Annotated in this window: 17 protein-coding genes; 11 read left to right on the plus strand and 6 right to left on the minus strand. The window is 64.6% G+C overall.

The window, feature by feature from the left end; genetic code table 11:
• Window positions 1-59: 59 nt before the first annotated feature.
• A complete protein-coding gene (locus HZZ13_RS22465) occupies window positions 60-431 on the minus strand; it encodes a winged helix-turn-helix transcriptional regulator (protein ID WP_197961843.1) in 372 nt (123 codons plus the stop codon).
• Window positions 432-592: 161 nt separating this feature from the next.
• Here HZZ13_RS22465 and HZZ13_RS22470 point away from each other — a divergent pair, with 161 nt between their 5' ends.
• Window positions 593-1,327, plus strand: coding sequence for an SDR family NAD(P)-dependent oxidoreductase (locus tag HZZ13_RS22470; protein WP_197961705.1), 735 nt, complete (start codon window positions 593-595; stop codon window positions 1,325-1,327).
• A 208-nt stretch (window positions 1,328-1,535) separates the two neighbouring features.
• Here HZZ13_RS22470 and HZZ13_RS22475 read toward each other — a convergent pair whose 3' ends face one another.
• Window positions 1,536-2,420 (minus strand): amidohydrolase family protein, encoded by an 885-nt coding sequence (locus HZZ13_RS22475; RefSeq protein WP_197961706.1) that lies wholly within the window; start codon window positions 2,418-2,420, stop codon window positions 1,536-1,538.
• A 342-nt stretch (window positions 2,421-2,762) separates the two neighbouring features.
• Between HZZ13_RS22475 and ykgO the strand changes: the two genes are divergently transcribed.
• The 3 genes from ykgO (at window position 2,763) to HZZ13_RS22490 (ending at window position 4,026) form a co-directional block, all read left to right on the plus strand.
• Complete coding sequence (gene ykgO / locus HZZ13_RS22480; protein ID WP_006611362.1) at window positions 2,763-2,888, plus strand: type B 50S ribosomal protein L36; 126 nt, start codon at window positions 2,763-2,765, stop codon at window positions 2,886-2,888.
• Between the two features lie 117 nt (window positions 2,889-3,005).
• A complete protein-coding gene (locus HZZ13_RS22485) occupies window positions 3,006-3,641 on the plus strand; it encodes a tetratricopeptide repeat protein (RefSeq protein ID WP_197961707.1) in 636 nt (211 codons plus the stop codon).
• A 124-nt stretch (window positions 3,642-3,765) separates the two neighbouring features.
• Complete coding sequence (locus HZZ13_RS22490) at window positions 3,766-4,026, plus strand: hypothetical protein (protein ID WP_197961708.1); 261 nt, start codon at window positions 3,766-3,768, stop codon at window positions 4,024-4,026.
• 7 nt (window positions 4,027-4,033) lie between these two features.
• On the opposite strand, the gene HZZ13_RS22495 is transcribed toward HZZ13_RS22490, so the two are convergent.
• Entirely contained in the window at window positions 4,034-4,216 is a 183-nt protein-coding gene (locus HZZ13_RS22495; RefSeq protein WP_028180446.1) for a hypothetical protein, read from the minus strand.
• A 328-nt stretch (window positions 4,217-4,544) separates the two neighbouring features.
• On the opposite strand from HZZ13_RS22495, the gene HZZ13_RS22500 reads away from it, so the two are divergent.
• A complete protein-coding gene (locus tag HZZ13_RS22500; protein ID WP_197961709.1) occupies window positions 4,545-5,501 on the plus strand; it encodes an alpha/beta fold hydrolase in 957 nt (318 codons plus the stop codon).
• Between the two features lie 118 nt (window positions 5,502-5,619).
• Here HZZ13_RS22500 and cycA read toward each other — a convergent pair whose 3' ends face one another.
• A complete protein-coding gene (gene cycA / locus HZZ13_RS22505; RefSeq protein ID WP_197961710.1) occupies window positions 5,620-6,015 on the minus strand; it encodes a cytochrome c-550 CycA in 396 nt (131 codons plus the stop codon).
• A 229-nt stretch (window positions 6,016-6,244) separates the two neighbouring features.
• Here cycA and HZZ13_RS22510 point away from each other — a divergent pair, with 229 nt between their 5' ends.
• Window positions 6,245-7,738: an FAD-linked oxidase C-terminal domain-containing protein gene (locus HZZ13_RS22510; RefSeq protein WP_197961711.1), complete on the plus strand. Its 1,494-nt coding sequence runs from the start codon at window positions 6,245-6,247 to the stop codon at window positions 7,736-7,738.
• Between the two features lie 160 nt (window positions 7,739-7,898).
• Here the strand turns inward: HZZ13_RS22510 and HZZ13_RS22515 are convergent, their stop codons facing one another.
• Window positions 7,899-8,669 carry a hypothetical protein gene (locus HZZ13_RS22515; protein WP_197961712.1) on the minus strand — a complete coding sequence of 257 codons (771 nt, stop codon included), beginning with the start codon at window positions 8,667-8,669 and terminating at the stop codon, window positions 7,899-7,901.
• Between the two features lie 65 nt (window positions 8,670-8,734).
• Window positions 8,735-10,312: a cation:proton antiporter gene (locus HZZ13_RS22520; RefSeq protein WP_197961713.1), complete on the minus strand. Its 1,578-nt coding sequence runs from the start codon at window positions 10,310-10,312 to the stop codon at window positions 8,735-8,737.
• 88 nt (window positions 10,313-10,400) lie between these two features.
• On the opposite strand from HZZ13_RS22520, the gene HZZ13_RS22525 reads away from it, so the two are divergent.
• From HZZ13_RS22525 to HZZ13_RS22545, 5 genes are all read left to right on the plus strand, one after another.
• A complete protein-coding gene (locus HZZ13_RS22525) occupies window positions 10,401-11,159 on the plus strand; it encodes a tetratricopeptide repeat protein (protein WP_197961714.1) in 759 nt (252 codons plus the stop codon).
• Window positions 11,160-11,279: 120 nt separating this feature from the next.
• Window positions 11,280-12,671 (plus strand): tetratricopeptide repeat protein, encoded by a 1,392-nt coding sequence (locus HZZ13_RS22530; protein WP_197961715.1) that lies wholly within the window; start codon window positions 11,280-11,282, stop codon window positions 12,669-12,671.
• A gap of 336 nt (window positions 12,672-13,007) precedes the next feature.
• Window positions 13,008-14,918, plus strand: coding sequence for a propionyl-CoA synthetase (locus HZZ13_RS22535; protein WP_197961716.1), 1,911 nt, complete (start codon window positions 13,008-13,010; stop codon window positions 14,916-14,918).
• 120 nt (window positions 14,919-15,038) lie between these two features.
• Window positions 15,039-15,305 (plus strand): hypothetical protein, encoded by a 267-nt coding sequence (locus HZZ13_RS22540; RefSeq protein ID WP_197961717.1) that lies wholly within the window; start codon window positions 15,039-15,041, stop codon window positions 15,303-15,305.
• 192 nt (window positions 15,306-15,497) lie between these two features.
• Window positions 15,498-16,244, plus strand: a complete 747-nt coding sequence (locus tag HZZ13_RS22545; protein WP_197961718.1) for an OmpW/AlkL family protein — start codon at window positions 15,498-15,500, stop codon at window positions 16,242-16,244.
• Window positions 16,245-16,256: the final 12 nt, after the last annotated feature.

Genomic DNA, 16,256 nt, shown 5'->3' on the forward strand with positions numbered 1-16,256 from the left:
GAGTCTCGCCAATGCTGCAATCAGCGACGTTGCAGACCTTGCACGAGCTGCAGCGCGGGCTAGGCGGTCGGTTGACGTTCTCGTCGCGTCCAGGTGGCCCGCTCGGCGAACACCCGGCTGACCTCCGCCATGTTCTCCGTGCCCCACGCACAGAGCGGCACGAGAGCCTGGGCGAGGCTGTGACCCAACCGAGTCAGACTGTAATCCACCCGGGGCGGCACCTCCTTGTAGTCGGTCCGCTTCACAAGGCCATCGGCCTCCAATTCCTTCAGCTGCTGGATCAGCACCTTGTCGCTGACGTCGCGGATGGCGCGCCTGAGTTCGCCATAGCGGGTCGGGCCGTCCTGGGCGACGAAGTACAGGATCAGCGGCTTCCACTTGCCGGCGATGACCCGCAGGGTCGCGTCGAGCCCGCAGGTGAAGCCGGGCAAGGTCGGCGTGCAGGTTTGCGCCACTGGCGTCGTGAGCGTCGGCGAAGCGATCGGGTCTGAAAGATCTGAGGACATTTTTTTCGATACTTACCAAAAGGTGCATACTTGTCGTCAGGTAGGTAGGCCGCCAGCTCAGTGCAACCTCAATGAAGGAGCACATCATGAGCAGACTACAAGGCAAGACGGCAGTGGTGACCGGCGGCGGCACGGGCATCGGATTTGGCGCGGCGAAGCGGTTCGTCGACGAAGGCGCATTCGTCTATCTCTTCGGGCGACGGCAGGAGCCGCTCGATGCCGCGATCGCGCAACTCGGGTCCTCGGCCCGCGCCGTCAGGGGCTCGGTGACGGATCTGTCCGACCTCGACCGACTGTATGCGACGGTGAAAGCCGAACGCGGCAACGTCGACATCCTGTTCGCCAATGCCGGGACCGGCGCGTTTGCGCCGCTCGGCCAGATCACGCCCGAGCATTACGACCAGATCTTCGACGTCAATGTGAGGGGATTGGTGTTCACCGTGCAGAAAGCCCTGCCGCTGATGCGCCAAGGGTCGTCGATCATCCTGACCGGATCGAGCACGGGCGTGATGGGGACGCCGCAATTCAGCATCTACAGCGCGACCAAGGCGGCGATCCGCAATCTGGCGCGCAGCTGGGCGCTGGACCTGCGCGGCACGGGCATCCGCGTCAACGTGCTGTCGCCGGGGCCGACCAAGACCGAGCTGGCGCTGGAGGTCGTGGGCGAGGAAGCATTCGATGCACTCGGCAGCGCGACGCCCATCGGGCGTGTCGGTGACCCCAGCGAGACCGGGGCAGTGGCCGCGTTCCTGGCCTCCTCGGACAGCAGCTACATGACCGGCGGCGAGGTTTTCGTCGACGGCGGCTTGGCGCAGGTCTGAGGTTCTAGTTCACCTCTCCCGCTTTGCTTGCGGGAGAGGTCGGCGCGTCCGGGCGATGCGCAGCATCGTCCCGCGCGCCGGGTGAGGGCTTTCTCCTCTTGGAGACTGTCCCATTGCGGAAACACCCTCTCCCCGACCCCTCTCCCGCAAGCGGGAGAGGGACTGCGCCTCCCTTGTAGCAATCAACCTGGTCTCATCACGCCTTAGACTAGATCCCCAGCAGCTTGCGCGCGTTGGCCTTCAGCACCTTCGGCCGGATCTCGTCGCGGATCTCGATCTTTGAAAAATCCGACAGCCAGCGGTCCGGCGTGATCACCGGCCAGTCCGAGCCGAACAGCATCTTGTCCTGCAGAATCGAGTTGATGTAGCGCACCAGGATCGGCGGGAAATACTTTGGCGACCAGCCCGACAGGTCGATGTAGACGTTCGGCTTGTGGGTCGCGACCGACAGCGCCTCTTCCTGCCAGGGGAAGGAGGGGTGGGCGAGGATGATCTTGAGGTCGGGGAAATCGGCCGCGACGTCGTCCATGTACATCGGGTTGGAATATTTCAGCCGCATGCCCATGCCGCCGGGCATGCCGGAGCCGACGCCGGTCTGGCCGGTATGAAACAGCGCGATCGCGCCGCCATTGTTGATCTCTTCATAGAGCGGATAGGCCATGCGGTCGTTGGCGTAGAAGCCCTGCATGGTCGGATGGAATTTGAAGCCGCGCACGCCGTATTCCTCGATCAGCTTGCGCGCCTCGCGCGCGCCCAGCTTGCCCTTGTGCGGGTCGATCGAGACGAAGGGGATCAGCACGTCGAGATGCTCGGAGGCGATCTCCAGCATCTCCTCGTTCTTGTAGCGGCGAAAGCCGGTCTCGCGCTCGGCATCGACCGGGAAGATCACCGCGGCGATGTTCTTGGAGCGGTAATAGGCCGCGGTCTCCGGCACGGTCGGCGGATGCTTGTGCGGCGACTTGAAATATTCCGCCATCTGCGCCTGGAAGTCGTCATAGCCGTCGTCGGGATGGGTGCCGCAGGGCTCCTCGGCGTGGGTGTGGATGTCGATCGCGACGACTTTGTCGATATCAGGCAGCTTCAGCTTTGGCATTTGTGTCCTCCCGACGGGTTGCCGAATTGATTATAGGATATAACGAATTTGGCAAGGCGCAGATGGCGGCGAAAGTGCAGGCGGCGAAAGTCTTTGCCGGGCTTGACCCCCAATGTGCCGGATCGGGCCGATCCGGCCGCTTCTACTGTGCATGGGGTTGTTTTCACGATTTTGCTCGTTGGGAGCCGGGCCGTTAACATTGACATGACCTCCCGCCATGCCTTAAGAACCGCTCCGTCCCGGGCGGTCGGTCCGCCGGCGGGAAAGATCTTATTTTGCCACATTCGCGCGTGCCGAAACGGTAGTGCCGAACACGGCCTTTCGAACGTTCAGGATTCTGCCATGAAGGTCCGTAACTCGCTGAAATCGCTGCGCGGTCGCCATCGCGCCAACCGCCTGGTCCGCCGCAAGGGCCGGGTCTATGTGATCAACAAGGTGCAGCGCCGCTTCAAGGCGCGCCAGGGCTGATCTGAGCGGCTGTTGCCCGCCGGGCGGCTCTCGGCCGCCCCGCAAGACCACGGTCTCACACGAGTTTGACGCCGCCTTTGCTTTGCAAGGGCGGCTTTGCGCGTTTAGACTTTCACCATGGCAGTGAGATTCCGTTTCGCGCGCACCCTGTGTCTGGCCCTCGTGCTGGGAACCGCCGGCCTTGCGCCGGCTGCGCTGGCCCAGCAGGTCGAGCCACCCGACAAGCAGAAGAAACTCCCCGAGGCGCCGGCCAAGCTGCCGAAGGTCGACCGCAGCAAGAATCTGGATTTCCTGTTCGGCGCGCTGAAGGCGGCCCCCGACGAGGCCAGCGCCAAGCATGTCGAGGCGCGGATCTGGGCGATCTGGCTGCAGACCCCAAGCGACACCGCCGCGCTCCTGATGTCGCGCGCCAAGACCGCGGTCGATGCGAAGAAGATCGACGTCGCGATCAAGCTCTTGGATTCGGTCATCAAGCTCAGGCCCGATTACATCGAGGCCTGGAACCGGCGGGCGACGCTCTATTACATGCAGAACGATTATGGCCGCTCGCTTGCGGACATCCAGCAAGTGCTGATCCGGGAACCGCGCCATTTCGGCGCGCTCGCCGGCCTCGGCATGATCATGCAGGAGGTCGGGGACGAGAAGCGCGCGCTCGAGGCCTATCGCAAGGCGCTCGCCGTCAATCCGCACCTCGAAAAGATCCCCGATCAGGTCAAGGCGCTGACCGAGAAGGTCGAAGGCCGCGACATCTAGCTATAAGTCGATGATCTCTCGAGCGATCGCAGCCGGCGCCGATTAACCACGATCCGCGCCGGGGCGTCGCAAGGACTATTGTGGGGCCCGTTACAGGCCTACCTGCATGGCAGGAGCGAAAGCCATGAAGCGTTTGGTGGTCGCAGCGACATTGCTGCTCGGGTCGGGAACGGTGAGCTTCGCCGACGGACTGTTCTGGGTGGTCGGCAACCGCGCCACCGGCAAATGCACCATCGTGACCAGCAATCCGGTCATCATCGGCGACATCTGGTTCGGCGACGGTCCCTACAAGTCCCGGGCCGATGCCAAGCTTGCCCGCTCGACGATCCGTGTCTGCCCCCCGGTCACGCCCGAGGAAGAAAAGCAGGAGGACGGGACGAACTAGCCTCGGCTCAATGCAGGACGCTGCTGCCGCGCTCGACGAGGCCGCGGTCGGCGGCTGCGGCGTAGGCCTTTGCCAGCTCGGTCTCGAGATGCTCGTTGATCAGCAGCAGTGCCCGCACGGCACCGCGCAGGTCGCCGTTGCAGCTCGCGACGATTTCGTCGATTGCAGTATCGTTCGATCTGAAGCTCATCGACATTTCTCCGGTTCAAACCAGGACAAATCCTGCCGGTCTTTCCCGCATCCCCTGATGCTGCGAGGAGATCGGCGCCCACCCGCGCCTAGATGGCGGAACCGACCATGGCGATTATATGGAAGCCGCGATGACGCCCGCATGAAGCTGGTCGGAAGCTTGCGTGCCGCTTAGAATAGCCCTGATTTCATTGAATTTTCTCGATCCGCAATTATGCACATATCCACAGCCCCAGCATTTTCGGTGGAAGCGCGGACCGCCGGCGGCGAAACTGCCGGACGAGCAAGCCCGTAACTGCCCCGTGCCCAGGATCACCCGGATTCTCTCCATGATCGTGATGTCAGTCGTGACGGCGCTGGTCCTGCTGGCGCTGCTCACGCAGGCCGGGGTCGTCGCCGTGCAGCGGGCCTTTCCGCCGCAGGGGCGCATGATCGAGGTCGACGGCGCGACGCTTCACATCGTCGAGATCGGCCCGCGCGAGACCGGCCCGCCGGTCGTGATGCTGCACGGCGCGAGCTCCAACCTCGAAGCGATGCGGCGGCCGCTCGGCGATCTCCTCGCCCGGGATCATCGCGTGATTCTGATCGACCGCCCCGGCCATGGCTGGAGCACGCGCGCGAGCCGGCAGGATTCGACGCCGCAGATTCAGGCGCGCATGATCGACGAGGCGCTTGGCAAGCTCGGGATCGATCGTGCGGTGTTCGTGGTGCATTCCTGGAGCGGGGCGCTCGGCGCGCGGATCGCGCTCGATCACCCTCGCCGCGTTGCCGGTCTGGTGATGCTCGCGCCCGTCACGCATCCCTGGCGCGGCGGAGTCGGGCGCTACAACGAGATCATCGCAACGCCCGTGATCGGCCCGCTGCTCGCCTACACCATCACGCTGCCGCTCGGCTATTTCATCACCGAAACCGGGGCCCGCAACGTGTTCCTGCCGCAGACGATGCCGGATGGTTTCGTGCAGGACTCCGCGACGCCGCTCTTGCTGCGCCCGCGCGAGTTCATCGCCAATGCCTATGATCTCGTGACGCTGAAGGAGTCGGTCGCCGCGCAAGTCGCGCGCTATGGCGAGATCGAGGCGCCGGTCACGATCATCGCCGGCGAGCCCGACAAGACGGTGAGAACCAGCATCCACGCGCGCCCGTTCGCCGCGGCAGTGACGAATGCAAAGCTGATCGTGCTGCCCGATCTCGGCCACATGGTGCAGAACGCCGTGCCGGATCTCGTGAAGGCGGAGATCGAGACGATGATCGGACACATCGCCCCGGCGCAGGCGGCCGCCGACTGAAGCGCTTTCGAGCGAGGTGGAAACCGGCTCGCGTGAAGAAAACGCGTCAAACAAGAAAGCCAGACCTTGGATTCTGACCCAATCAGAACCGAAGCTCTAGCGGCCGCCTCTCGTGCGCTTACTGCTTGATCTTCCCGTCCTTGTCGTATTGGGCGATGAAGGCCCAGAGATTGTTGATCTCGGTCTCGTTCTTGATGCCGGCGAATGCCATCTTGGTTCCGGGGATCTTGGCCTTGGGGTCCTTGATGTATTCCTTGAACGTGGCCTCGTCCCAGGTGATGCCGGAGTTCTTGTTCGCGTCCGAGTAGCTATAGCCCTCAACCGTACCCGACTTGCGGCCATTGAGGCCGTTGAGCTCGGGGCCCACCTTGTTCTTGGCGCCTTCGCCGATCGCGTGGCAGGCCAGGCACTTGTTGAACGATGTCTTGCCGGCCGCGACATCCTGCGCCATCGCGGCGGGTGCGGTGGCAATGACGCTGAGGATCGTCAGCGCGCCGAAAGTCAGTTTTGTCATAAGTGTGCTCTTCGTCTCTTCCCGGGTCAGATGAAGGGTCGTGGTTTTGGCAGGTCCGGTGCAAGTGGACAAGCCGCGAAACTTTGACAGGTTTCCTGCTAGCAGACTTGCCCCAGAGAGAACTTGCGCTGCAACAAAGCAATGCGACCTTCGGAGGACCTACCCAAAGACGGCCAGATATGATTGATTTGCCAAGATAATTCCACCTGTCGGACGAAGGCTTCTCAAAATGGCCATCATGATGCCCGCAAGCGACCAGGCCGTGCTGGCGCGTCGCAGCGAAATCGTCGCGGCCTTGCGCGCAATCGTGCCGGGCGAGGGCGTGATCGACAGCCTCGCCGAGATGCGGGCCTATGAATCCGACGGGCTGACCGCCTATCGGCAGCCGCCGATGGTCGTGGTGCTGCCGGATACGACCGAGCAGGTCTCGCTCGTCCTGAAATATTGTGCCGCGCAGAACATCAAAGTGGTGCCGCGCGGCTCCGGCACCTCGCTGTCCGGCGGCGCGCTGCCGCTCGAGGACGGCGTGCTGCTCGGCCTCGGCAAGTTCAAGCGCATCCGCGAGATCGATTTCGACAACCGCGTCGTGGTCACCGAGCCTGGCGTCACCAACCTCGCAATCAGCCAGGCGGTCGCCCATGCCGGCTTCTATTACGCGCCCGATCCGTCCTCGCAGATCGCCTGCTCGATCGGCGGCAACGTGGCGGAAAATTCCGGCGGCGTGCACTGCCTGAAATACGGCATGACCACCAACAACGTGCTCGGCTGCGAGATCGTGCTGATGAGCGGCGAGATCCTGCGCATCGGCGGCAAGGGATGCGAAAATCCCGGCTATGACCTGATGGGCGTCATCACCGGTTCCGAGGGCCTGCTCGGCGTCATCACGGAGATCACGGTGCGCATCCTGCAGAAGCCTGAGACGGCGCGCGCGCTGATGGTCGGCTTTGCGCAAGTCGAGGCGGCCGGCGAATGCGTGGCCCGCATCATCGGCGCCGGCATCATCCCCGGCGGCATGGAGATGATGGACAAGCCGGCGATCCACGCCGCGGAGGCCTTCGTCCATGCCGGCTATCCGCTCGCTGTCGAGGCACTGCTCATCATCGAGCTCGACGGGCCCAAGATCGAGGTCGACGAGCTGATCACGCGGGTCGAGAGCATCGCGAGAGGCTGCGGCTCGGTGACGCTGCAGATCTCCAATTCCGAGGCCGAGCGCAACCTGTTCTGGGCCGGCCGCAAGGCCGCGTTCCCCGCCGTGGGCCGCATTTCACCCGATTATCTCTGCATGGACGGCACCATCCCGCGCGGCGCGCTGCCGAAGGCGCTGGCGCGCATTCGCGAGCTCTCGGAAAAGTACCAGCTCGGCTGCGCCAACGTGTTCCACGCCGGCGACGGCAATCTGCACCCCTTGATCCTCTACGATGCCAACAAGCCCGGCGAGATCGAGCGCGCCGAAGCCTTCGGCGCCGACATCCTGCGCGCCTGCGTCGAGTTCGGCGGCGCGCTCACCGGCGAGCACGGCGTCGGCATCGAGAAGCGCGACCTCATGCCCGACATGTTCAGCGAGATCGACCTCAACCAGCAGCAGCGCCTGAAATGCGCCTTCGACGCGAAGGGCCTGCTCAATCCCGGTAAAGTCTTTCCGACCCTGCACCGCTGCGCCGAGCTCGGCCGCATGCATGTGCACGCGGGCAAGCTGGCGTTCCCGGATTTGCCGCGGTTCTAGAGCATGATCCGGAAAAGTGCGTAGCGGTTTTCCGAAAAGATCATGCTCAAACAATAAGCTAAAGCGCGATGACGATTCATCCTAATCGCATCGCGCTTTAGAATCCGCCGTGATGGGTGCACCCTCACATGACTCGGGACGACAGCGGCGTGTTGGTCGCCTACTGCGCCAGCGCGAGGATGCCGCCGGCAAATGCGTGCCAGGCCGCCGTTTCGCTGACCGGCCAGTTCAGCACCTTCACCGCCAGAAGCGCGAGCGTGCCAATAATGTACACCGGATGCACGCGGCCCTCGGAGCGCCAGTCGCGCACCATGGCGACGACAAGCAGAAGGCAGGCGACCACAGCCGGCGCGATCGTGACCGGCACCGGCGGCGGGCCGGGAGGTCCAGGAGGTGCGAGGAAGGTCAGGAACCAGCGCGCGATCGCGGCGTCGAGGATCGAGACCGCCGCGAGCAGCATCAGGCGTTTGTGAACCTCGGGCCTGCGCGTGTTCATGATGGCGAGCACGAACACCACGGCAAAGAACGCGATGCCGCTAAGCGGCACGATGGAGAAGGCGATGCCTGCATCGGTCTGCCCAAGTGCCGCGGCGTTCTTCATCGAGGTCACGGACGCGAAGAAGCCAAAAATGACCATTGCGGTCGCAAGCGAGACGCCGACAATGCCGAACGAGCGGTGGTTGACCACACGGCCCGAGGCCGCGAGCCAGGTCTGGAGCACGAAATAGAGCGACCAAGTGAAGAACAAGAGTCCGTGAAAATGAATCACCGGGCTTGCGGACAATGTCCGGTGAGCGAGCGGCACCCAATAGGTCGGTGCGAAGCCGAGAAAGGCGGTGGCCGCGCAGGCGAGCGCCATGTGGAGATAAAAATATCGTGCAGGCGACGCATCACGCGCGCGTACACGACGGTCGTCGATCAGGGTCGTCATCAGGAGTGAGTCTGGGGAGGCGGAGTTTGGTTCAACGCCATTGTGTTTTGCAGCCGCCGCGAATCTCATCCCCCAGCGCTCAATTCTGCGCGATCGAGCTCCTCCTCGAGCCGATGAAACGCATCGTCGCCGATCACCTCGGTGGCGCGCAGATCGAAGATCGCCTTGCGCGCGGCTTCGATGGCCCGGCGGCGCAGGGGATCGGCTGGCAGTTCGCCGTTGCTGATGCCGCCGTTGGGATCGATCTCGGCCTGCGTCAGGATGGCGCGATATTCGAGCCGCAGGATTTCCGCCTCCTCCGACGGATCGCTCTCGATCGCATCGAGCGCGGCGCGATAGGCCACGGCGCGGCCGCGTGCGACCTCGATGCCGACGGGATCGTCGTCCTTGAGGTTGAAAGCAAGGATCAGCGGCCGCAACGTCAGGCCCTGGATCACCAGCGATCCCAGCACCACCGCAAAGGCGATGAAGACGATGAAGTCGCGATAGGGAAAGTTTTCCGGCAAGGCAAAGGCGGTGGCGAGCGTAACGAGGCCGCGCATGCCGCACCAGGAGATAATGAGCCCGCCCTTGGGCGAGGCCACCTGCTGCGGATCCTTGGGATGATAGAGTCCCTGCGCGATCAGCACCCGCAGACTCGTGCGATAGAACGTCACCCAGAACAGGCGCACCAGGATCACCGTGAGCAGGATCCAGGCGGCCGCCACGCAATATTCCCAGCGCACGTCCGCATCCAGCCGCGTCCAGATCGGCCGCATCTGCATGCCGATCAGCATGAAGGCGAGCACGTTGAGCACGAACACGGTCGTCTCCCACACCGCATAGGACGGCACCCGCAGCCGCGCCGGGATGCGCGCCGGTGCGGTGCGCGCGACTGTGATGGCGTAGACCACGATGGTGAGGATGCCGGAGAGGCCGAGATGCTCGGCGGCGATCCAGACCATGAAGGTGGTGGCGAACTGCACGATGATGGCGCTCGGCGCCTCCGTCACCCGCTCCATGAACAGCGGAATGATGCGGCCTGCGGCCAGACCCGCGATGACGCTGCCAACCAGCGCCAGCGCCATGGTTGGGGCGACCTGGCTCCAGGTCAGATGCTCGGTGGCGACGGCGCCGACTGCGATGCGATAGATCAGCAGCGCGCTGGCATCGTTGAGCAGGCTTTCGCCCTCCAGCACCTTGACCATGCGGTGGGGCAGCTTGACCTGGCTCAGGATCGCAACGGCAGCGGCCGCGTCCGGCGGCGCCACGATGGCGCCGAGCGCGACCGCGGCGGCCCAGGGCATGTCGGGCATCAGCCGGTGCGCGACATAGGCCACGCCGGCGGTGGTCAGGCCGACCGCCGCCACCACCAGGGTCGAAACCGGAACCCAGTTGTTGCGAAGGTCGCGCAGCGACGTGTCGAAGGCGGCATCGAGCAGGACCGGTGCGACAAAAAGGGCGAGGGCGAGGTCCGGCTCCAGCGCCCAGGACGGGCTCGACGGCACGAAAGCGATCAGCGCGCCGCCGATGGCGAGAAAGGTCGGGTAGGGGACCTTGATCCGCCGCGCCAGCGCCGATAAGCCAACGGCGCCGAGCAGCAGCGCAATGATCCATTCGAATGTCGACACGATGATCCCCGAAGCCGGTTTCAGCGGCGCCACAAGCTAGCACCAATCCGGCCGTATGAGGGATGGTGCGGCTTCAACGCAAGAGCTTAACATCGACGACAAGGCTTCGACTGCAACGAGCATGCGTTTTCTCATTCAGCTGATCGGCGCCGGACTGCTCTGCGCGTTCTCGTTCGCCCGGGCCGATGCCGCGACCGGCGGCGAGCCGGTGGCCGTGACGCAGGTCGATGTCGCGCCCTGCCTCGCTGCGGCCGCAGCCGATGACCTGGACAAGGCGGCCACTGCCTGCACTGAGGTGATCGAGAACGAGAAGACGGCGAAGGGTGACCTGATCAAGGCCCTGATCGCGCGCGGGGCGCTCTATGCGCGGCACGATCAGGTCGACCGCGCCATCGCCGACGACAGCCGTGCTCTTCTGCTCGATCCTGGCCTTGCGGACATCTTCAACGCGCGCGGCGAGCTCTGGCTGAAGAAGGGTGACAAGCCGAAGGCGGTGCAGGATTTCGGCACAGCGCTCAGGATCGATCCGAACCACGAGAGGGCCAAAGCCAATCACAAGGCGATGGCGCGCGAGATCGAGCGGATGGGCGCGCAGATGGCGCTCGCCGGCAAGCCCAGCTTCAGCTGCCTGCGAGCGCGTCGGGCGGTGGAAAGGGCGATCTGCGGCAATCGCGAGCTCGCCGATCTCGATCGCGAGGTCTTTGCCTCCAATGCCCGTGCGATCCGTGAAGCGCGCAACGCGGCCGAGGCCAAAGCGCTCCAGCGCGAGCAGGACGAGTTCATTGCGCGCCGCAATGCCGATTTCGGCCGGCCGGGATACGACCTGAAGAAGGCGATGCAGCAACGCTTGCAGCGGCTCAACGGGGTTGATGGATATTGAGTCCTTGCCTCTCCCGCAAGCGAGGCAGGCGCCACCCGCCCCGGACGACGAGCCCGGTTTGAACCCATTCCTTGCCAGCTGCGACAATTGTGAGAACCCGACGTCACGGAGCCCTATGTCATGTGCGGCACTCACGCCTCCGCGCAAGCGCTTTCGCCTGCCAAAATCTCGCTTCGCGCCCTCTTCCTTGGCGCGGCCATGAGTTTCGTTCTTGCGGCCCCCGCCGCGGCGAGCACCGAGTGCGTGCTGGGGAGCAAGGCCGCCCCGGCCGAGTTGATCTCCGCGTGCAGCGCCATCATCGACCAGACCGCCAATCCCGCCGCCGACCGCAGCGTGGCCCTCGTCGTCCGCGCGGAAGCCAATGCGCAGACCCTTGGAGGCCAGTCACAGGCGCTGCGGGATCTCGACCGCGCGATCGCGCTCGACGGCAAGAACGCGAAGGCCTGGCGGGTGCGCGGCGACCTCCTGCGCGAGGCCGGCGGCGACCTCAATCGAGCCGCGGCGGATCTGACCAAGGCGATCGAGCTCGACCCGCAGGATGCCGAAGCTTACGAGCTGCGCGGCATCGTCTACACCAGTCAGCGCCGGCTCGACCGCGCGCTCGCCGATTACGACCAGGCGCTCAAGCTGAAGCCGGACGATGCGCAAGCCTGGTCCGATCGCGGCGTCGCCTATTATCTCGGCGGCGACAACGAGAAGGCGATCAGGAATTTCGACGAGGCGCTGCGGCTGGATCCAAACCGCGCGCGCACCTACACCAATCGCGGTGCGGCCTACAAGAAGCTCGGCCAGCTCGACAAGGCGGTCGCCGACGACGGTGAGGCGATCAGGCTCGATCCGAAGGTGCCGGAATATTACGACAATCGCGGCCTGACCTATGCGGCGATGGGCGAGTACGACAAGGCGATTGCCGATTACGACCAGGCGATCCGGCGGGAGCAGCGCGCCAACTTCCTGACCAACCGCGGCGATTCCTACCAGTTCAAGGGCGAGCTCGGGGCGGCGCTGAGCGACTACGAGGCTGCGCTCAAGCTCGACCCGAATTTCGCGAAGGCCTACAACAATCGCGCGGTGCTCTACAAGAAGATGGGCGAGCGCAAGAAGGCGCTGGCCGATTATGAGACGGCGCTGAAGCTGGATCCTGGCAACGAGAATGCAGCAAACGGCCGCCGCAGCATGATCGCCGAGATCGCCAGGTTCGGCGCGGCGTCCCCGGGCCCGATGCATGCGCGCTCGGCCGACGACAGCGGGCCGTCCTTCGATTGTGCCACCGCAAAGCGCGAGGTCGAGAAAGCAATCTGCGCCGATCCTCAGCTCGGCGTGCTCGACCGCCAGATCGCCGAGGCTTACGGGCGGGTGCTGAAATCCGCGAGCAAGCGCGCCGCAGACAGCCTGCGCAAGTCGCAGCGCGATTTCCTCGCCACGCGCGATGCGAGTTTCCGTCGCCCCGGCTATGATCTGAAAAAGGTCATGCAGGATCGCTTGCAGCGCTTGAACGCGATGGAGAGCTAGGCGTTCTTAGCCTCTCCCCGCGTGCGGGGAGAGGCCGGAATTTGCGATTAGCAAATTCCGGGTGAGGGGGCTCTCCGCGAACTCATCTCTCACCGTATTCGCCGATGCGGCCCCTCACCCCGGCCCTCTCCCCGTAAGAACGGGGCGAGGGAGCGCACCGCCAATGCGGCCAGCCCTGTGACTCCTTCAAGGGCCCATCCTTTTCAGCTTGAACGGCGGCCCATTCCCGCGAAAATAAGCCCACAACAAGGCCGGCAATTGATCCTGGTCATGGCGGGGAAGCTGTCCTGCCACAAGGGTCGCAGCCTGGCGAATAAAGGGAACGGGAGCGCGGGAATGAATGTTCAGGGCAAAAGCCGTTATCACGAGGTTCATGCGCGCTCGCTGGCCGATCCGGAGGGCTTCTGGGCCGAGGCGGCGAAAGAGATCGACTGGATCGAGCCTGCGACGAAGATCTTCGATCCCTCGCAAGGAACCTACGGTCGCTGGTTTGCCGGTGGCGTCGTCAACACCTGCTACAACGCCCTCGACCGCCACGTCGAACGCGGCCGCGCCGACCAGGTCGCGCTGATCCATGATTCGCCGCTGACGGGCTCGGTCACCAAGTTCACCTATGCCGACCTGCTGAACGAGGTCCAGGCACTCGCCGCAATCATGCAGGATTTCGGCGTCGCCAAGGGCGACCGTGTCATCCTCTATATGCCGATGGTGCCCGAGGCGGTGGTCGCGATGCTCGCCTGCGCGCGGCTCGGGGCGGTGCACTCCGTGGTATTCGGCGGCTTTGCCGCGAAGGAGCTTGCCACCCGCATCGACGATGCGCAGCCCAAGCTGATCCTGTCCGCCAGCTGCGGCATCGAGCCCGGCCGCATCGTGCAGTACAAGCCGCTGCTCGACGAGGCGATCAGGCTTGCCAGCAGCAAGCCGAAGGCCTGCATCGTGTTGCAGCGTCCGCAGCTCACCTGCGAGATGACGCCGAGCCGCGACTACGACTGGGCCAGCCTGCGCCGCAAGGCGCTGAACGATGGCAAGCGCGCGGCTTGCGTGCCTGTCGCCGCGACAGATCCGCTTTACATCCTCTACACATCGGGCACGACCGGCGTGCCGAAGGGCGTCGTGCGCGACAATGGCGGGCATCTCGTCGCGGTGAAATGGTCGATGTTCAACCTCTATGGCGTCAAGCCGGGCGAGGTCTGGTGGTGCGGCTCCGACATCGGCTGGGTGGTCGGCCACAGCTACATCGTCTACGGCCCGCTGCTGCACGGCGCGACCACGATCATGTACGAGGGCAAGCCGGTCGGCACGCCCGACGCCGGCGCGTTCTGGCGCGTGATCTCCGAGCACAAGGCAGTCGCCTTCTTCACTGCGCCGACAGCCTTTCGCGCCATCCGCAAGGAAGACCCGGATGGGAAATTCATCCGGCAGTACGACCTGTCCAAATTCCGTACCCTGTTCCTCGCGGGCGAGCGTGCCGATCCGCCGACCGTCGAATGGGCGGAGCAGCAGCTGAAGGTGCCGGTGATCGACCATTGGTGGCAGACCGAGACCGGCTGGTGCATCGCCGGCAATCCGGTCGGCCTCGGCATGCTGCCGGTGAAGCACGGCTCGCCGACGGTGCCGATGCCGGGCTATCAGGTCGATGTCGTCGACGAAGCGGCAAAGCCGGTCGGCCCCAACACCATGGGCTCGATCGTCATCAAGCTGCCGATGCCGCCGGGCTGCCTGCCGACGCTGTGGAACCAGGACGAGCGCTTCAAGGAGGCATACCTGAGCGAATTCCCCGGCTATTACAAAACCTCCGACGCCGGCTACAAGGACGAGGACGGCTATGTCTTCGTGATGGGCCGCACCGACGACATCATCAACGTCGCCGGCCATCGCCTCTCCACCGGCGGCATGGAGGAGATCCTGGCCTCGCATCCCGATGTCGCCGAATGCGCCGTGCTCGGCGTCAAGGACGCCATCAAGGGCGAGGTGCCGTGCGGCTTCCTGGTGCTGAAGGCGGGCGTGAAGCGCCCGCCCGCCGAGATCGAGAAGGAGATCATCGCGCTGGTGCGCGACAAGCTCGGCCCCGTCGCCGCGTTCAAGCTCGCCATCACCGTCGGCCGCCTGCCCAAGACGCGCTCCGGCAAGATCCTTCGCGGCACCATCAAGAAGATCGCCGACGGCGAATCCTGGACCATGCCGGCGACGATTGAGGATCCCAAGGCACTCGACGAAATCGGCGAGGCGCTGAAGGGACGGGTGTGAGTTTGCCCTTCTGTCATGCCCGGGCTTGACCCGGGCATCCATCAATGAGCAAGCACTTGCCTTGATTTCGATGGACTGCCGGGTCAAGCCCGGCAATGACGAATGAGACAGGACGACCAAATGTCAGCCAAACTCGCGCAGTATGGGGCAATCTCTCTGCTCGCCGTCGCTCTCTCCGCCTGCTCGGCGCGCTATCAGACGCCAGTGGCGATGGGCGGCGACGACGACGATGCGGTCTGCCAGAGCCGGGGCTATGCGCAGGGCTCGCCGGAATACGTGGCCTGCCGCAAGGACCGCGACGTCCAGCGCAATGCCGCCACCGCGCGCGCCGACCGCCGCCAGCGCGATCTCGGCGAATACATGCTGAACAATCCTGTGCGGCCGTGATGTGAGCGGCGGCACTATGTTGCCACGCCATCCGCTTCGCATTCGCGCTTTCCGTGACACATCTGCAACGCCCGGGCCAAATCGCGTCGCGATAGTCCCGGTTTGATCGGCATCAAATCCCGCACCACCCTCTTTCTGCTCTGACGCTGATGTCGCGCAACGACGCGTGGACATGGTTGAAGGGGATTGAAAATGGATGGAACGATAAGAAACCTGGCGCAGGTCGCGACGCTCGGCGCGATGCTCGCGGGCACCTTTGCATCAGTGCAGGCGGCAGATCTGCCGGTCTACAAGAAGGCGCCGCCGCCGGTGGAGGCGTTCAATCCGTGGATGGTGCGCCTGCGGGTGCTCGGCGTATTGCCGGATGCGGGCGGGAGCACCGTCAATGTCGCCGGCGTGCCTTCGCTGTCGTCGCCGAATTCGGGCCTGTCGATCAGCGATCAGGTCGTGCCCGAGCTCGACATCAGCTATTTCTTCACCAAGAACATCGCGGCCGAATTGATCCTGGGCGTGACCAGGCATTCGATCAGCGGCACCGGCTCGCTCGCGAACCTGCCGATCGGCAAGACCACGCTGCTGCCCCCGACGCTGACGCTGCAATATCACTTCGACCAGTTCGGCGCGTTCAAGCCGTATGTCGGCGCGGGCGTGAACTACACCGTGTTCTTCAACAATTCCGCCGCCAACGCGCTGGCGGCAATCGCCGGGCCGCCCGCCATCGTCGCCACCACCACCAATCTGCATGTCAGCAATGCCTGGGGCGGCGCCGTCCAGTTCGGCTTCGACTACATGATCGATCGGCATTGGGGTCTCAACGTCGACGTCAAGAAGCTCTGGCTGCGCCCGGACTATAGCGCGACCGTTTCCGGCCTGCCGGTCACCGGCACCGCGCATATCGATCCCTGGCTGGTCGGCGCGGGCGTGACGTACAAGTTCTGAGGCGTTCGCGAC

Origin of the sequence: Bradyrhizobium agreste, from assembly GCF_016031625.1 — a bacterium.
GTDB lineage: Bacteria > Pseudomonadota > Alphaproteobacteria > Rhizobiales > Xanthobacteraceae > Bradyrhizobium > Bradyrhizobium agreste.

Excerpts from the sequence above, each read along its gene's own strand:
- HZZ13_RS22470 (WP_197961705.1), top strand. The coding sequence starts at position 593 with ATGAGCAGACTACAAGGCAAGACGGCAGTGGTGACCGGCGGCGGCACG.
- HZZ13_RS22475 (WP_197961706.1), bottom strand. The coding sequence starts at position 2,420 with ATGCCAAAGCTGAAGCTGCCTGATATCGACAAAGTCGTCGCGATCGAC.
- ykgO (WP_006611362.1), top strand. The coding sequence starts at position 2,763 with ATGAAGGTCCGTAACTCGCTGAAATCGCTGCGCGGTCGCCATCGCGCC.
- HZZ13_RS22485 (WP_197961707.1), top strand. The coding sequence starts at position 3,006 with ATGGCAGTGAGATTCCGTTTCGCGCGCACCCTGTGTCTGGCCCTCGTG.
- HZZ13_RS22490 (WP_197961708.1), top strand. The coding sequence starts at position 3,766 with ATGAAGCGTTTGGTGGTCGCAGCGACATTGCTGCTCGGGTCGGGAACG.
- HZZ13_RS22495 (WP_028180446.1), bottom strand. The coding sequence starts at position 4,216 with ATGAGCTTCAGATCGAACGATACTGCAATCGACGAAATCGTCGCGAGC.
- HZZ13_RS22500 (WP_197961709.1), top strand. The coding sequence starts at position 4,545 with ATGATCGTGATGTCAGTCGTGACGGCGCTGGTCCTGCTGGCGCTGCTC.
- cycA (WP_197961710.1), bottom strand. The coding sequence starts at position 6,015 with ATGACAAAACTGACTTTCGGCGCGCTGACGATCCTCAGCGTCATTGCC.
- HZZ13_RS22510 (WP_197961711.1), top strand. The coding sequence starts at position 6,245 with ATGGCCATCATGATGCCCGCAAGCGACCAGGCCGTGCTGGCGCGTCGC.
- HZZ13_RS22515 (WP_197961712.1), bottom strand. The coding sequence starts at position 8,669 with ATGACGACCCTGATCGACGACCGTCGTGTACGCGCGCGTGATGCGTCG.
- HZZ13_RS22525 (WP_197961714.1), top strand. The coding sequence starts at position 10,401 with ATGCGTTTTCTCATTCAGCTGATCGGCGCCGGACTGCTCTGCGCGTTC.
- HZZ13_RS22530 (WP_197961715.1), top strand. The coding sequence starts at position 11,280 with ATGTGCGGCACTCACGCCTCCGCGCAAGCGCTTTCGCCTGCCAAAATC.
- HZZ13_RS22535 (WP_197961716.1), top strand. The coding sequence starts at position 13,008 with ATGAATGTTCAGGGCAAAAGCCGTTATCACGAGGTTCATGCGCGCTCG.
- HZZ13_RS22540 (WP_197961717.1), top strand. The coding sequence starts at position 15,039 with ATGTCAGCCAAACTCGCGCAGTATGGGGCAATCTCTCTGCTCGCCGTC.
- HZZ13_RS22545 (WP_197961718.1), top strand. The coding sequence starts at position 15,498 with ATGGATGGAACGATAAGAAACCTGGCGCAGGTCGCGACGCTCGGCGCG.